General features: G+C 63.5%; 15 protein-coding genes and 1 pseudogene. 8 read left to right on the forward strand and 8 right to left on the reverse strand.

Going from position 1 to position 14,158, the window contains the following annotated elements:
- Window positions 1–59: 59 nt before the first annotated feature.
- From JQK88_RS32675 to JQK88_RS32700, 6 genes are all read right to left on the reverse strand, one after another.
- On the reverse strand, window positions 60–2,114 hold the full coding sequence (locus JQK88_RS32675) for a M3 family metallopeptidase (protein WP_203280702.1): 2,055 nt from the start codon (window positions 2,112–2,114) through the stop codon (window positions 60–62).
- 88 nt (window positions 2,115–2,202) lie between these two features.
- A complete protein-coding gene (locus tag JQK88_RS32680) occupies window positions 2,203–2,616 on the reverse strand; it encodes a nuclear transport factor 2 family protein (RefSeq protein ID WP_203280703.1) in 414 nt (137 codons plus the stop codon).
- Window positions 2,617–2,626: 10 nt separating this feature from the next.
- Window positions 2,627–3,271 (reverse strand): carbonic anhydrase, encoded by a 645-nt coding sequence (locus JQK88_RS32685; RefSeq protein ID WP_112561294.1) that lies wholly within the window; start codon window positions 3,269–3,271, stop codon window positions 2,627–2,629.
- A 150-nt stretch (window positions 3,272–3,421) separates the two neighbouring features.
- Window positions 3,422–4,186, reverse strand: coding sequence for a DUF429 domain-containing protein (locus JQK88_RS32690; RefSeq protein ID WP_203280704.1), 765 nt, complete (start codon window positions 4,184–4,186; stop codon window positions 3,422–3,424).
- A complete protein-coding gene (gene pdxY / locus JQK88_RS32695; RefSeq protein ID WP_203280705.1) occupies window positions 4,183–5,067 on the reverse strand; it encodes a pyridoxal kinase PdxY in 885 nt (294 codons plus the stop codon). Before pdxY ends, JQK88_RS32690 begins: the two co-directional genes overlap by 4 nt.
- A gap of 108 nt (window positions 5,068–5,175) precedes the next feature.
- Window positions 5,176–5,427, reverse strand: coding sequence for a hypothetical protein (locus tag JQK88_RS32700; RefSeq protein WP_203280706.1), 252 nt, complete (start codon window positions 5,425–5,427; stop codon window positions 5,176–5,178).
- A 151-nt stretch (window positions 5,428–5,578) separates the two neighbouring features.
- Here JQK88_RS32700 and JQK88_RS32705 point away from each other — a divergent pair, with 151 nt between their 5' ends.
- From JQK88_RS32705 to ppa, 7 genes and pseudogenes are all read left to right on the forward strand, one after another.
- Window positions 5,579–6,211 (forward strand): LemA family protein, encoded by a 633-nt coding sequence (locus JQK88_RS32705; RefSeq protein WP_192254906.1) that lies wholly within the window; start codon window positions 5,579–5,581, stop codon window positions 6,209–6,211.
- Between the two features lie 281 nt (window positions 6,212–6,492).
- Complete coding sequence (locus JQK88_RS32710; RefSeq protein WP_312037378.1) at window positions 6,493–7,296, forward strand: TPM domain-containing protein; 804 nt, start codon at window positions 6,493–6,495, stop codon at window positions 7,294–7,296.
- Between the two features lie 49 nt (window positions 7,297–7,345).
- Window positions 7,346–7,813, forward strand: a pseudogene (locus JQK88_RS32715) (TPM domain-containing protein); the annotation flags it as partial.
- 51 nt (window positions 7,814–7,864) lie between these two features.
- A complete protein-coding gene (locus tag JQK88_RS32720; protein ID WP_192254910.1) occupies window positions 7,865–8,758 on the forward strand; it encodes a TPM domain-containing protein in 894 nt (297 codons plus the stop codon).
- Window positions 8,759–8,763: 5 nt separating this feature from the next.
- A complete protein-coding gene (locus JQK88_RS32725; RefSeq protein WP_192254912.1) occupies window positions 8,764–9,402 on the forward strand; it encodes a TPM domain-containing protein in 639 nt (212 codons plus the stop codon).
- 167 nt (window positions 9,403–9,569) lie between these two features.
- On the forward strand, window positions 9,570–10,076 hold the full coding sequence (locus JQK88_RS32730; protein WP_203280708.1) for a GNAT family N-acetyltransferase: 507 nt from the start codon (window positions 9,570–9,572) through the stop codon (window positions 10,074–10,076).
- A gap of 129 nt (window positions 10,077–10,205) precedes the next feature.
- Window positions 10,206–10,739: an inorganic diphosphatase gene (gene ppa / locus JQK88_RS32735; protein ID WP_192254916.1), complete on the forward strand. Its 534-nt coding sequence runs from the start codon at window positions 10,206–10,208 to the stop codon at window positions 10,737–10,739.
- Between the two features lie 316 nt (window positions 10,740–11,055).
- On the opposite strand, the gene JQK88_RS32740 is transcribed toward ppa, so the two are convergent.
- Together JQK88_RS32740 and JQK88_RS32745 are read right to left on the reverse strand one after the other, a co-directional pair.
- Window positions 11,056–11,652, reverse strand: coding sequence for a hypothetical protein (locus JQK88_RS32740; RefSeq protein ID WP_203280709.1), 597 nt, complete (start codon window positions 11,650–11,652; stop codon window positions 11,056–11,058).
- 261 nt (window positions 11,653–11,913) lie between these two features.
- A complete protein-coding gene (locus JQK88_RS32745; RefSeq protein ID WP_203280710.1) occupies window positions 11,914–12,531 on the reverse strand; it encodes a TetR/AcrR family transcriptional regulator in 618 nt (205 codons plus the stop codon).
- Window positions 12,532–12,605: 74 nt separating this feature from the next.
- On the opposite strand from JQK88_RS32745, the gene JQK88_RS32750 reads away from it, so the two are divergent.
- Window positions 12,606–13,889, forward strand: a complete 1,284-nt coding sequence (locus tag JQK88_RS32750; protein WP_192254922.1) for an MFS transporter — start codon at window positions 12,606–12,608, stop codon at window positions 13,887–13,889.
- The last annotated feature ends 269 nt before the right edge of the window (window positions 13,890–14,158 follow it).

A 14,158-nucleotide genomic window follows, 5' to 3' on the forward strand; every position in this document is an offset into this window, starting at 1 on the left:
CCGCCCCCCTCTGGCCGCTTTGCGGCCATCTCCCCCTCGAGGGGGGAGAGTATGCAGCCCTACACCAGTCCCCGCTTCACCATCATCGCCTCAGGCGACGGCATCTTGCCACGGAACGCGGTGTACAGCTCCTCCGGGTCCTTCGACCCACCGGCAGCGTAGATGTTCTTGCGCAGCCGTTCGGCCAGCGCCGGGTTGAAGGGGTCACCGGTTTCCTCGAAGGCGGCGAAGGCGTCGGCGTCGAGCACTTCCGACCACATGTAGGAATAGTAGCCGGCTGAATAACCGTCGCCGGAGAAGACGTGGCCGAAATGCGGGGTGCGGTGACGCATGGCGATGGTGTCGGGCATGTGTAGCTTCTCCAGCGTTTTGGCTTCGAATTGAAGCGGCTGGTCCGGTGCATCCGAGCGTGCGTGATAAGCCATGTCGATCAGCGCCGACGCCGTGAACTCGACCGTGGCGAAGCCGGCGCCGAAGGTGCGGGCGGCCAGCATTTTGTCGAGCAGCGCTTTCGGCATCGGGTTGCCGGTTTTCACGTGCAGCGCATGTTTTTCCAGCACCGCCGGCACCGTCAGCCAATGCTCGTAGAGCTGCGAGGGCAGTTCGACGAAATCGCGGCTGACCGACGTGCCCGCCACCGACGGCCATGTGACGTCGGTCAGCATGCCGTGCAGCGCATGGCCGAATTCGTGGAACAGGGTTTTCGCCTCATCGACCGACAGCAGGGCTGTTTCACCTGCAGGCGGCTTGGCGAAGTTCATGATGTTGTAGATGACCGGCTTGGAGCCATCGCCAAGCTTATAGCCGGACTTGAGCGCGCTCATCCAGGCGCCGGAACGCTTCGAGGACCGGGCGAAATAATCGGCCAGGAACAGGCCGCGTTCGCTGCCGTCAGCATTCTTCACCACGAAGGTGCGCGCGTCGGGATGCCAGGCGGCAATGCCCTTCTTCTCCTCGAAGGTGATGCCGAACAGTTTGGTCGCAACGTCGAAGCAGGCGTCGATGACGCGGTCGAGCTGCAGATAGGGCTTCAGTTCCGCCTCGTCGAAGGCGAATTTCTCCGTGCGCAACTTCTCCTGGTAGAAGCGCCAGTCCCAGGCGGCGAATTTTTCGTTGCTGCCGGCTTCGGTCGCCAGCCGTTCCAGTTCCTTCTGGTCGGCGGCCGCCTTCTCCAGCGCCTTCTCCCACACCGGGTCTAGCAAATCGTGCACGGCTTTCGGCGTCTTGGCCATGGTGTCGTCGAGCTTCAGCGCGGCGAAGGAGCTATAGCCGAGCAGCTTTGCCTTTTCGGCGCGCAATTTCAGCATGTCGCGCACCACTGACGTGTTGTCGCTGGCGCCACCATTCTGGCCGCGCATGGTGAAGGCGCGGAAGGCGGTCTCGCGCAGGTCGCGGCGCTCGGAGAAGGTGGTGAACGGCTCATAGATCGAGCGCGACAGAGTGACGGCATAGCGGCCCTTTTGGCCGCGCGTCTCGGCCGCCTCGGCCATCGAGCTCTTCACGAAGTCCGGCAGGCCGGCGAGATCGGCCTCGTCGAGGAACAGCGCCCAGTCGCGCTCGTCGGCCAGCACGTTCTGGCCGAAATTGGTGCCGAGCGAGGACAGTTCCTCGCTGATGTTGGCCAGCCGCTTCTTGCCGTCGGCGTCGAGCTTGGCGCCGGAGCGGACAAAGCCTTTCCAGGTCTTTTCCAGCACGCGTAGCGTCTCGGCGTCGAGTTTGAGCGCTTCGCGGCGCTGGTAGAGATCGTCGATGCGGGCAAACAGCTTCTCGTTCATCGAGATCGCCGAGAAATGCCTCGACATTTTTGGCGAGATCTCGCGCTCCAGCGCCTGGATTTGATCGTTGGTGTGGGCGCCGGCCCGGCACCAGAAGATCGACGACACATGGTCGAGCGGCTCGCCGGCAAGTTCAAGTGCTGCCAGCGTGTTGTCGATGGTCGGTGCATCCTTGTTGCCGGCAATAGCATCGATCTCGGCCTCATGCGCCTTCAGCGCTGCGTCGAACACTGCGGAGAAATCGCCGTCGCCGATGTTGGCGAAATCCGGCAGGCCGAGCGGCCCTTGCCATTTGGTCAGCGGATGGGCGGCGAGGTCGACGGTTTTCGTGGACGGCATGGGGGATCTTTCGATGATTGGCGGGGCTTGCTGACCGATGTAGGGCGATGCCTGGCGCGGCGCAACAGCGAGGCCGTTCAAGCTGGCGTCAGAAGCCGTCGCAATTTTCCGCGATCGCCGCTTGCGAACTGGCGGTGATGCGGTTGCCGGTGACGGCAAACGTCTCCTGCATCAGCATGTCATTGTTGGGAAAATCGTAGCAGGCGATGACCGTGGTGACGCCGGCCTCGCTCTTTTCGATGCGATGGCGGATTGCGGCGCCGGCCACCGCACCCTTCCATTCGTTGATCGAGGCGATGAATTCCTGCTTCGACTGCACGACGCCGAGATCGTCGAGCTTTATGCGGACATCGTCGGCGAGCAGGTCCGACAATTCGGTGCGGTCGGCGACCAGCAGCGCCGAATACCAACGGTCGATGATGGCGGCCTCATCGGCGCGGGCAGGGGCGAGCGTCAGCGTCAGTACTGCCACGACGAAAGGGACCGCACGCCAATCCCGCATTTCTCGCCTCCTACGTCAAATCCGGCCGCTCGAAGTCGCCGGTGTCCTTGTTCATCACCCAAAGTTCGCCTGTCGAAATGTCGAACCAGGCGCCGTGCAGCGCCAGCCGTCCCTTGCCTTCAAGGATCGAAACGCAAGGGAAAGTCCTCAGATTGGCAATCGAATAGCGGATGGAAATGCGCTCCAGCGCCGTCTGCCGTTCGGTCGCCGTCATGAAGGTGCTGGACGACACGGTCTCGGCCGCCGGCGCGATCAGGCTCATCCATTTGCCGATGAAGTCGCCGGGCGACAGCGGCGCCGAATTGGGATCGAGCGCGGCGCGGATGCCGCCGCAGCGGCCATGGCCCATCACCACGATGTTCTTCACCTTGAGGCTCTGCACGGCGAATTCGAGCGCGGCCGAGGTCGAGTGGAACTCACCATCCGGCGCGTATGGCGGCACCAGATTGCCGACATTGCGCAACACGAAGAGTTCGCCAGGGCCGGCGTCGAATATCGCTTCGGGGGCGGCGCGGGAATCGCAGCAGGCAACAATCATGGTTTCGGGCGACTGCCCCTCGCGGGCGAGCTCACGATAGCGTCCGCTCTCGGTGAGATAGCGGCCGTTCATGAAGTTGCGATAGCCGTTGAGAAGGTGTTCGGGGAGGTGGGGCATGGGCGGAGGACGGAGCCTTTCCGGGTTGGAGACGGCAGCTCGTTTTCAGTTGAGAAAGCCTCTAACGGCAAATGCCCGTCGCGGGCAATGCCGAATTGCGGATGGCTCCGTCGCAAATCGCCATGCGGCACGCATGGGTCGCGGCCTGCCTTACGCCCAAATGGCGACGGGAATGCCGAAACGGTCGGCAAGTGGTGGGTCGGGAAACGGTCTTGCTTCGCCGCAGGCGAGGCGTCCGGCAATCAGCATCATCACTGCCGCGTCGAGGAAATCGTCGGCGGCAGCCCCTGTCGGCGGCTTCTGATCGAGAAAGGCTCTGACATAACCGTGTCGGCACAGCAGCGCCTTGCGCTCTTCCATGCCGGCCGGGTTGACGGCGCCCTTGACCTTCTTCGGCAGCGTCATCGCCTTTTCACTGTTCAGCCGGCAGAAGGCGACTTCCGGATGCGATTCGTAGACGCGGGTGCGCAGCTCGGGGCGCGCAATCAGCAGCGCGTCGATCTCGCGGATCTTGGCAAAGATGCCGAAAGCCTGGATCGAGACGCCGCGCGGCGGATCGGAGGTCGTCTTGGCCACGTCGCTGGCGCGGCGATGCGCTTCATAACAGGCCTCAACCGTGGTGAAGTCGCTGATGTCGGCGTAAAGGGCAGCGCGGGAAGGGATAGAGAAGACGCTGGACTGGCGCTGCCCGAGCAGCGACCGCACCAGTGCTTCCGGTCCGCGCCCGCCTCTTTGCGAGAAGTCAGGCAGGCCGATCGGCATGTCGACAGCCACGATCGCATCGGTCGGCAAGGCGTCGAGCAGTTCTGCGAAGCTGGCAAAGACGGAGATCGACGGCGAAGCCCCCCGATCGCGGCGGACGGCGATCCAGCCGGCCTTGCAGCCGTCGACGCCGACGAGCACACCGGATGTCACGCCCGGCGGTCCCGCCCTGGGTGTGTGAGATGGCGCAGTTGCACCATCGCCATTGGGTGCGACAGGCTTTGCGCATCGGTTTCGAGCTGCAGTTCGTCGCCGCCGCGCTTGGCTGTGCGTGCCAGGATCTCGTAGACCGCCGCCGTGGTCGACTGCAGCGCCTTGATCGGCGGCTGTCCCGACAGGATGCGGGCGAGGTAGACGGCAGCCGTGAGGTCACCCAGCCCATTCGGCGGCTTGTCGATGAGGCGGTGTTCGGCCAGCAGCGCCTGGCTGCCGTCGAGCAGCAGATTGCCGGTGCCGCCGGTCATCATCGACGGCGCCGACGTCACCAGCATGGTGCGTGGTCCGGCATGAAGGGCGGCTGCAATGACCGATTTCAGATCTGGCAAGGGCGCGCCGGCCATCCACTCCAGCTCGAAGCGGTTGGGGGTGGCGATATCCGCGATCGGCATCAGCCGGTCGCGCATGGCGGCGGCCGTCGGCTCGGGTACGTAGAGCCCGCCGGAATCGCCCATCACCGGGTCACATATATAGACCGCGTCTGGCGTCTTCGCCTTGACCGCAGCAACCAGCGAAGCGACGGCCTCGGCCTGGCCGGCCTCGCCGAGATAGCCCGACAGCACGGCGCCGACCTCGCCCAGCCAGGGCGCGCGCTCGAGATCGGCCATCAGCGCCTTGAACTGGTCGAGCGGCGGCACGATGCGCGTGGCCCGCCCATGGCCGGGATGCCAGGGCAGGATGACCGTCGGCACCGCCCACACCGGGAAGCCCAGCGTTTCCAGCGCAAACACTGCGGCGCGGTTGCCGACCGAGCCGCGGGCGACATGGCTGGAAATGACGATGACCGCGCGCGGCGCGTCGGCTTTTTCGCTGTTCATGGAATTCCTAGATCGGGATGACGTTTCATCGAATCGTCATCCCGATCTATCTCTTTTTTGAAGCATGATCTTTTCCGAAAACCGGTTCCCACTTTTCGGGATCATGCTCTAGCTGCCACGGGAGACGAAATACACCAGCCAGATCAAAAGGCCGAGGGCGACGATGAGTCCAAGCGTTCGGCCAATGCGGGTGCCCCAGACCTCTATCGGATCGGAGCGGTCGGCCTCGGCAGCGGTGACGTGATCGCGCGCGCCTTTCGCGGCACGCGCGATGAAGGACGTCCCGCCCGGGCCGCTCTCGTTTGCCACGCGCTCGATAATGCGGCGCGATTCGCTGTCATCGTCTTGGCGTTGCGCCATGATCCTGTCCTGTTTGCCGGCGACCTTACCGTGTTCGCGCGGTCAATCACAGGGCCTCGCGAGCGCATACGTGCGCGCCAGCCGCAGACATTTTCTTGAACGCGGATTGTGCTAATGCTTCCCATGCAACTTTCTGTCGAGGGACCACATTATGTTTGCCCAGAGCCTTGCCTTCCCCTTCCGCAACCTGCCGGCCGTGCTGATGATGGCCATTGTGCTGCCGCTGCTTGCCGGCTGCGGCTACAACACCATCCCGACGGCGGAGGAAAACGCCAAGGCAGCCTGGAGCGAGGTGCTGAACCAGTACCAGCGCCGCTCCGACCTGATCCCGAACCTGGTCGAGACGGTCAAGGGCTATGCGGCGCATGAAAAGGACACGCTCGACGCGGTGGTCGAAGCGCGCGCCAAGGCGACGCAGATCACGGTGACGCCGGAAACGCTGAAGGATCCCGAAGCCCTCAAGAAGTTCCAGGATGCCCAGGCAGGGCTGACCAGCGCACTGTCACGGCTCATCGCGGTCTCGGAGGCCTATCCCGATCTCAAGGCCAATCAGAATTTCCTGGCGCTGCAGGCGCAGCTCGAAGGCACAGAGAACCGCATTGCAGTGGCGCGGCGCGACTACATCCTGGCGGTCAAGGACTACAATCTGACACTGAGGACCTTCCCCTCGGTGCTGTGGGCAACCTTTTGGTTCCGCAGCAACGAGCCGTTCGCCAACTTCACCGTCGAAGAAGACAAGATGCAGCCGCCGAAGGTCGATTTCGGCACGAAGCAGGGCGGGTGATGACGCCTGGGTGAGCCTGGTCCTTGCCAGCCTTGCGTTCCTTCACACCCCCCTCTGTCCTGCCGGACCCGGCCCTTCGCTGCCGCTCCGGACGTTCGTCGCTCGGAAAGCCAAGCAATTGGCTTTCCGTCCGCTGCGCGGACCGCTCCTCACCCCCCGCAAGGAGGGAGATCGGCAGCTTTGTCGCTTTCGCCAATTTTCGGCGTTGCAGAAAGGTAGCTGCCGGTGATGACAGCCAATCTCCCCTCTTGCGGGGGAGATGGCCGGCAGGACAGAGGGGGGTGTGCCGGAGCGCCTTCGTCGGCGTCTTGCTTGCCCTGTTTTTCCTCCCCCTCACAGCCTTCGCCGCCGATCTCCCCGCGCTGACCGGCCGTGTCGTCGACAATGCCGGCATCATCGATGCGGCGACCGAGACGGCACTCACCCAAAAACTCGCCGACTTCGAGACAAAAGGCTCCGACCAGATCGTCGTCGCCACGATCCCCAGCCTCGACGGCGAGGAGATCGAACCCTATGCCAACCGGCTGTTCCGGTTCTGGAAGCTCGGCCAGGCGAAGGAAAACAACGGCGTGCTACTGCTGGTTGCGCCGAACGACCGCAAGATGCGCATCGAGGTCGGCTATGGGCTGGAAGGCACGCTGACCGACCTGCACACCAGGCTGATCATCGAAAACGACATGGTGCCGGCGTTTCGCGCCGGCGATTTCTCCGGCGGGATTTCCAAAGCCGTCGACGACATGGTGATGGTGCTGGAAGGCAATCCGGAAGAGCTGGAAGCGCGCGGAAAGCGCAATGAGCAACCGCCCATCGACATGGACAATCTGTTCTTCACCGTCTTCATCAGCATCTGGGCAATCATTTTCTTCGGCAGCATGGCGGCCTCCATCCTGCCGCCGATCTTCGGCAAGAAACTTGGCTCCGGCCGCTACCGCTGGCTGGGCATGACTTTCGAGCCGCACAAGCGGTCATCTAGCGGCGGCTGGTCTTCGGGCGGCGGCGGCTGGTCGTCGGGTTCAAGCGGTGGTGGCGGCTTTTCAGGCGGTGGCGGTTCGTCCGGCGGCGGCGGCTCCTCGGGAAGCTGGTGACGAGATGACCACACCCATCATCAGTTCCTGGCATGGCCGTCGCGTCGCAATGACCGGCGCTGCCTTGCTGGGCCTGGCGGTGTTGCTCGTCGGCTTCGCAGCGCTGGCGGCGGAGTTGCCCGCACTCACCGGTCGTGTCGTCGACAATGCCGACATCATCGATGCCGCGACCGAGGCGGCGCTGACGCAGAAGCTGACCGAGTTCGAGACCAAAGGCTCCGACCAGATCGTCGTCGCCACGGTTCCCAGCCTCGACGGCGAGGAGATCGAACCTTACGCCAACCGGCTGTTCAACTTCTGGCAGCTCGGCCAGGCGGGCAAGAACAATGGCGTGCTTCTGCTGGTGGCCAGGAACGACCGCAAGATGCGCATCGAGGTCGGCTATGGGCTGGAGGGCGCGCTGACCAATTCGCACGCCACACGGATCATTGAAAACGACATGGTGCCGGCCTTCCGCGCCGGCGATTTCTCCGGTGGCCTTTCCAAGGCCGTCGACGACATCATCAAGGTGCTCGAGGACAGTCATGGCGCTTGAGGGCAATCCGGAAGCGTTGGAGGCGGTGTCGATATGATGATGCCCATCATCAGCCCCTCCAGGCGTTTCACCGCCGGTGCGTTGTTTGCCCTGGCGGTGTTGATCTTCGGCTTTGCCGCCATGGCGGCGGAGTTGCCCGCGCTCACCGGTCGCGTCGTCGACGATGCCGACATCATCGACCCCGCGACCGAGGCGGCGCTGACCCGGAAACTGGCCGACTTCGAGACCAAAGGCTCCGACCAGATCGTCGTGGCAACGATCAACAGTCTCGACGGAGAGGAGATCGAGCCCTACGCCAACCGGCTGTTCCGCTTCTGGAAGCTCGGCCAGGCCGGCGAGAACAATGGCGTGCTTTTACTGGTGGCGCCGAACGACCACAAGATGCGCATCGAGGTCGGTTATGGGCTGGAAGGCACGCTGACCGATCTGCACACAAAACTGATCATCGAAAACGATATGGTGCCGGCTTTTCGTGCCGGCGATTTCTCCGGCGGTATTTCCAAAGCCGTCGACGACATGGTGATGGTGCTGGAAGGCAATCCCGAAGAGCTGGAAGCGCGCGGCAAGCGCAATCCGGCCGACAACAGCACGCCCATCGATCCCATCGTCGCGATCTTCCTGATCCTGTGGGCGACGATGTTCTTCGGCGGCCTGGCGATGGCCTTTCTGCCGCCGATCTTCGGCACCAAGCTGTCGCCGGGCGTGTATAAATGGCTGGGCATGACTTTTCGCTATGGCCAGGGACCGAGGGGATCGTCTTCGGGTTCAAGCAGCTGGACAACGAGTTCGTCGTCGGGCTGGTCCTCGGGCAGTGGATGGTCGTCAGGAAGTTCGGGCAGCAGCTGGTCGTCGGGCTCAAGCAGCGGCGGTGGGTTTTCAGGTGGCGGCGGTTCGTCCGGCGGTGGCGGGTCTTCAGGGAGCTGGTGAGAGACATGGCAACACGACCGATCAGCCCGCAGGACCATGAGCGCATCGCCACCGCGATCCGTGCCGCCGAATCGAAAACCGACGGCGAGATCTACTGCGTCGTCGCGCATGCCAGCGACGGCTATTTCTTTCCGGCCGCCTTCATGGCGACATCCGGCATGCTGATCGTCAGCCTCGCCGTCGGCTATGGACTGGAAGCGTGGTGGCTGTCGATCAGGCTGCCGCATTTCGTCATTGTCCAACTGCTGGCGATGGCGTCGGTGCTCATTTTGTTGTGGGCGCTGCCGGCTTTGCGCATCCATCTGGTCCCGCGCCGGCAGCGTTATCAGGCGGCGCATGACAATGCGCTCAGGCAATTCCTCGCCCGTAACGTCCACCGCACCACGGCGCGCACCGGCGTGCTGGTCTTCGTGTCGATCGCCGAGCGCTATGCCGAAGTGGTCGCCGACTCGGGCATCAACAGCAAGGTCGGCCAGCATGTCTGGGACGGTGTTATCCGCGACCTCACGCAGCATGCCGGCGACGACCGCCTCGCCGACGGCTTCGTCAAGGCGATCGAGCAGGTCGGCGCGGTGCTGGCCGAGCATTTCCCGGTTACGTCGGGCGATGCCAACGAGCTCGACGATCATCTCGTAGAGATATGAAAAGCCAACAAACGCACCTGAGCCGGACGCCTGGCCGCCCGGCCGAGGGCGTTTTCGAGCAGGCTTTGCCCGATGTCAGCAAGTGTCGGGATCGGCTGTGAGAAAGCGGTTGGCTGGCAGACCTCGACTCTTGCAATCGGTCGACGCGGGTTTATGGTTAACAAATCATGAAGACCCTAAGCATCGACATCCGGAAAGCCGAACCGCGCGACGCCGGTGCCATCGCCGACGTGCATCAGCAGGCCTGGGAGGGCGCCTATTCCGGCATCATCCCGCATCGCTCGCTGACCTCGATGATCAACCGCCGCGGCGCCGACTGGTGGGCGAACGCTATCCGCCGCGCTGCCACCGTGCTGGTGGTTGAGATCGGCGGCACCATTGCCGGCTATGCCACGATCGGCAAGAACCGCGCCCGCGAGCTGAAGCAGCAGGGCGAGATCTACGAGCTTTATTTGCGTCCGGAATATCAGGGCATCGGGCTCGGCAGCCGGCTGTTCAAGGCGGCGCGGGCACGGCTTGCCGACCACGGGCTGAAAGGCACGGTGGTGTGGGCGCTGGAAGACAACCAGAACGCGCTGGCCTTCTATGCCGGCGCCGGCGGCCGCGATGTCGCCGAAGGCGTCGAGATTTTCGAGCAGAGGGCGCTGAAAAAGGTCGCCTTCGTCTGGGAATAACGAGCGCCGCCTCGGTTACAGCCCATTCACAAACTGTGCACTTCCATGAGCGCTCCGTACCAATCGCCGCATTGCGCCCTTGCGCTTCGCCCGCTATCGATCTTGGAAATCGAGAGAGGGATTTGAGCCATGCGCATTGAAGCCATTGCCAGCGGAAAGAATCCGCCTGACGACGTCAACGTCATCATCGAGGTGCCGATCGGCGGCGAGCCGATCAAATACGAGATGGACAAGGAGGCCGGCACGCTGTTCGTAGACCGCTTTCTGCACACCTCGATGCGCTACCCCGGCAATTACGGTTTCGTGCCGCATACGCTGTCGGGTGATGGCGATCCGATCGACGTTCTGGTCTGCAACACACGCGCGCTGGTGCCGGGCTGTGTCATCAATGTGCGGCCAATCGGCGTCTTGATCATGGAAGACAATGCCGGCCAGGACGAGAAGATCATCGCCGTGCCGTCGCCCAAGCTGACGCTGCGCTACGAAAACGTCACCGAATACACGCAGCTGCCCGAGATCACCCGTGACCAGGTGCAGCACTTCTTCGAGCACTACAAGGATCTCGAACCCGGTAAATGGGTCAAGATCGAAGGCTGGCACGATTCCAAATACGCCAAGAAGATGATTATCGACGCGATCGCGCGGGCGAAGGCGGCGAAGTAGGCGGCGACGCTGGGGGTGCGAGCGGCCGCTAAGCACGGCGCCGCCCCTCATCCGCCTGCCGGCACCTTCTCCCCGTGTAGTGACGGGGAGAAGGGAGTAGCCCGGCCCTCGGCTTCTCATTCTGCAACGTGTAATTGGCGAAAGCTGCGATGACAGCGTCTTTCTCCCCGTCACTATACAGGGAGTTGAGGAATGGTCCGCGAAGCGGACGAAAAGCCAACTGCTTGGCTTTTCGAATGACGAACGTCCGGCAGGACAATGAGGGGCAGCACGAACCGACGACACTGCATAAGGGGCGTTCCAACGCGAACGGCCCTTAGTTATCCACCTTGCCAAACGCCGGCACATCGCCAATGACGGTGTGCTTGTCCTTGCCGCAGGCGAAACTCTTGGCCTTTTCGTCGGCCAGTTTGCGCGCCTGGTCGTTGGCTTGCGGGTTGCCGGTGGCGAGCACAAGGCCGATGGTGCAGCCATCGCGGGCTTCCATCTGGCCGACCTTGGCGACGAGCAGCACTTCGGTCGGCTTGTTCTCGTCTTCGGGATTGCTGATCGAACGGCGGTGGATGACGGCGAAAGGAACGGCGACGTCGCCCTTGCTCTCGATGCGCCATTCGACCTTGGCGCCGGACGAATTGAATCCGGAAAAGCTCTCCCAGACCGAGGTCATGTCGCCGCCGGGTGGAAAACCGTAGAACAGCGATTCCCGCGCATCGTCATAGGCGATCAGCACGGGATAGCCGCGATAGCCGGCGCAGGCGAGTTCAGCCCAGTCGCCGTCGCCTTCGTCCGCCTGCGCATAGATGACGCAGTCCTTTTGCGAATCGAGGTCGGTGTAGGCGCTGGATATGCCATCGGCATCGGCTGCCTGGCAGAGGCCGGCAAGGGCAAAGGGGACAAGCAGCAGGGTGCGCATGTGGACGTCTCCCGTGGAGTTCGTTCCAGCCTATCGTCAAATTTTCGACAGGCCTAGCGTGCGCTATCAGGGGGTTGGCGCCGCCCCTCATTGCCCTGCCGGGCATTTCTCCCCGTGAACGGGGAGAAAGAGGCTGGCCGCCCGGCGATACTCTTGCAACGTTGGTGATTGGCGAAATCGGTGATGGGAGCGCCCCTCGCCCCGTTTACGGGGAGAGGATGCCGGCAGGCAGGTGAGGGGCGGCGCCAACGCTCGAAAATGTTATTTCTTCAAGCTCGCCTCAATCAGCAGGTCGGCGTTGCGGGCTACCGATGCCGCGGGTCCGCCGAGGCCGAACAACTGGCCGCTGATGTAGGCGCCCTCGATCATGAGCAGCAGGCCGTCGCCCAGCGTGTCAGGGTCTTGCGCGCCCATCGCTGCCGCCATTTCGCGCAAGCGGTGGCGCAGCTCCTGCTTGTTGGCCTCGCTGACGACGCGAGCCGGATGGCCGTGTTCCGGGTATTCCACCGCCGCGTTGGTCATGCCGCAGCCGCGATAGTCCGGTCTTTGCGTACGCTTGCCGACGCGGGTCAGGAAGGCGCTGATCTGCGCGCGCGGGTTGCCGGGATGGGCGGCCACGGCTTCGTCGAAACGCTCCCAATATTCACGGTCATATTGCCTGAGATACGAAGCGGCGAGCTCGTCCTTGGAGGGAAAGCTGCGGTAGAGGCTGGGCTTGGTGACGCCGGCGCGCTTGACGATTTCGTCGACGCCGATCGCCCTGATGCCGCGCCGGTAGAACAGGTCGTAGGCGACGTCGAGGATCTTCTTGGCAGCTTTGGGCGGCGCCGCTGCATGACCGTCATTGATGGTCAGTTCAATTTTTTTGTCCGTTGGCATCATGTGGCTCGATTGACAATGTTACCGATCGGTACGTATACATACCTCCACCCTGCAACGTACCGGTCAGTAACATGATAGCTCAATCCCGTCCCTTTGGCCAGCGCTACGCTTTCGTCGTGGTCGGCGTCATCTTCCTCTGCCTGCTGATCGCGGCCGGTCTGCGTTCGGCTCCCTCCGTGATGATGCTGCCGCTGGACAAAAGCTTCGGCTGGGGGCGCGATACCGTTTCGGTTGCCGCTGCCATCGGTATCTTCCTCTACGGTCTGACAGGGCCGTTCGCCGCCGCGCTGATGGAGCGGATCGGACTGCGCCGTACGCTGCTTGCCTCGCTGGTGATCATGTCGGGCTCGACCGCGCTCAGCCTGCTGATGACCGAGCCCTGGCACCTGTTCCTCACCTGGGGTGTGTTTTCCGGCATCGGTTCGGGCGCTGTCGCCACCGTGCTCGGCGCCACCATCGTCAATCGCTGGTTCAAGACCAATCGCGGCCTCGTCATGGGGCTGATGTCGGCCTCCAGCGCCACCGGCCTGCTGGTGTTCCTGCCGCTGCTCGCCTCGCTCGCCCAGTCGGGCGGCTGGCAGCCGGTCGCCATTGCCGTCTCTGTTGCCACCGCCTGTCTTCTGCCGCTGGTCTGGCTGCTGGTGCCGGAACGCCCGGCTTCGATCGGCATGGTGCGCTATGGCGCCGAGGCCGATGACGTGCCGCCGGTGTCGCCGGCCTCGCAAGGCAATTTCCTGGCGCATACGCTCAACACGCTGCGCCGTGCCGCGGGAACCAGGGTATTCTGGTATCTGTTCGCCACCTTCTTCGTCTGCGGATTCACCACCAACGGGCTGGTCGGCACCCATCTGATCTCCTTTTGCGGCGACATGGGCATCGGCGAGGTGCAGGCGGCCGGCCTTTTGTCGATGATGGGCATTTTCGATCTGATCGGCACGACGCTGTCGGGTTGGCTCACCGACCGTTTCGACCCGCGCAAGCTGCTCGGTGTCTACTATGGCATTCGCGGCCTGTCGCTGATTTACCTGCCCTATTCCGGCTTCTCGGCGACCAGCCTGATCATCTTTGCCGTGCTCTACGGTCTCGACTGGATCGCCACCGTGCCGCCGACGCTCAGGCTCGCCAACGAAGCCTTCGGCGACCGCAGCGGCCCGATCGTGTTCGGCTGGATCGTCGCCGGCCACCAGGTGGGCGCCGCCGCTGCCGCTGCCTTTGGCGGCACCATGCGCGAGCTGCAGGGCAATTACGAACTGGCCTTCCTGATCGCCGGCATGACCGCGATTGCCGCGGCGTGTATTTCGCTGCTGATCAACACGAGCCGGCCTGCGTTCGACCCGGAGCCGCAGGTGGCTTAAGCGCGACGGTAATCTCCCCCCTTGAGGGGGAGATGGCCGCGAAGCGGCCAGAGGGGGTCGGTCCGACCGGGCTCGGCGTCCTTGCGGCGAAGGAGGAGGTCAGCACTCTACGCGCGGCGACCCCCTCTGTCGCCTTCGGCGACATCTCCCCCTCAAGGGCAGGGCTATCGCATATGAGTAAAGAGGTCATAGAAGAAGTCTTTGCTCCAGTTTGCCCTTCGCATCTTGCTGGCGATAGGTTTGTCGAGCGGATGGGCAGCCAAGATGTT

It is taken from the genome of Mesorhizobium caraganae, from assembly GCF_016836705.1.
In the GTDB taxonomy this organism is placed as follows: domain Bacteria; phylum Pseudomonadota; class Alphaproteobacteria; order Rhizobiales; family Rhizobiaceae; genus Mesorhizobium; species Mesorhizobium caraganae.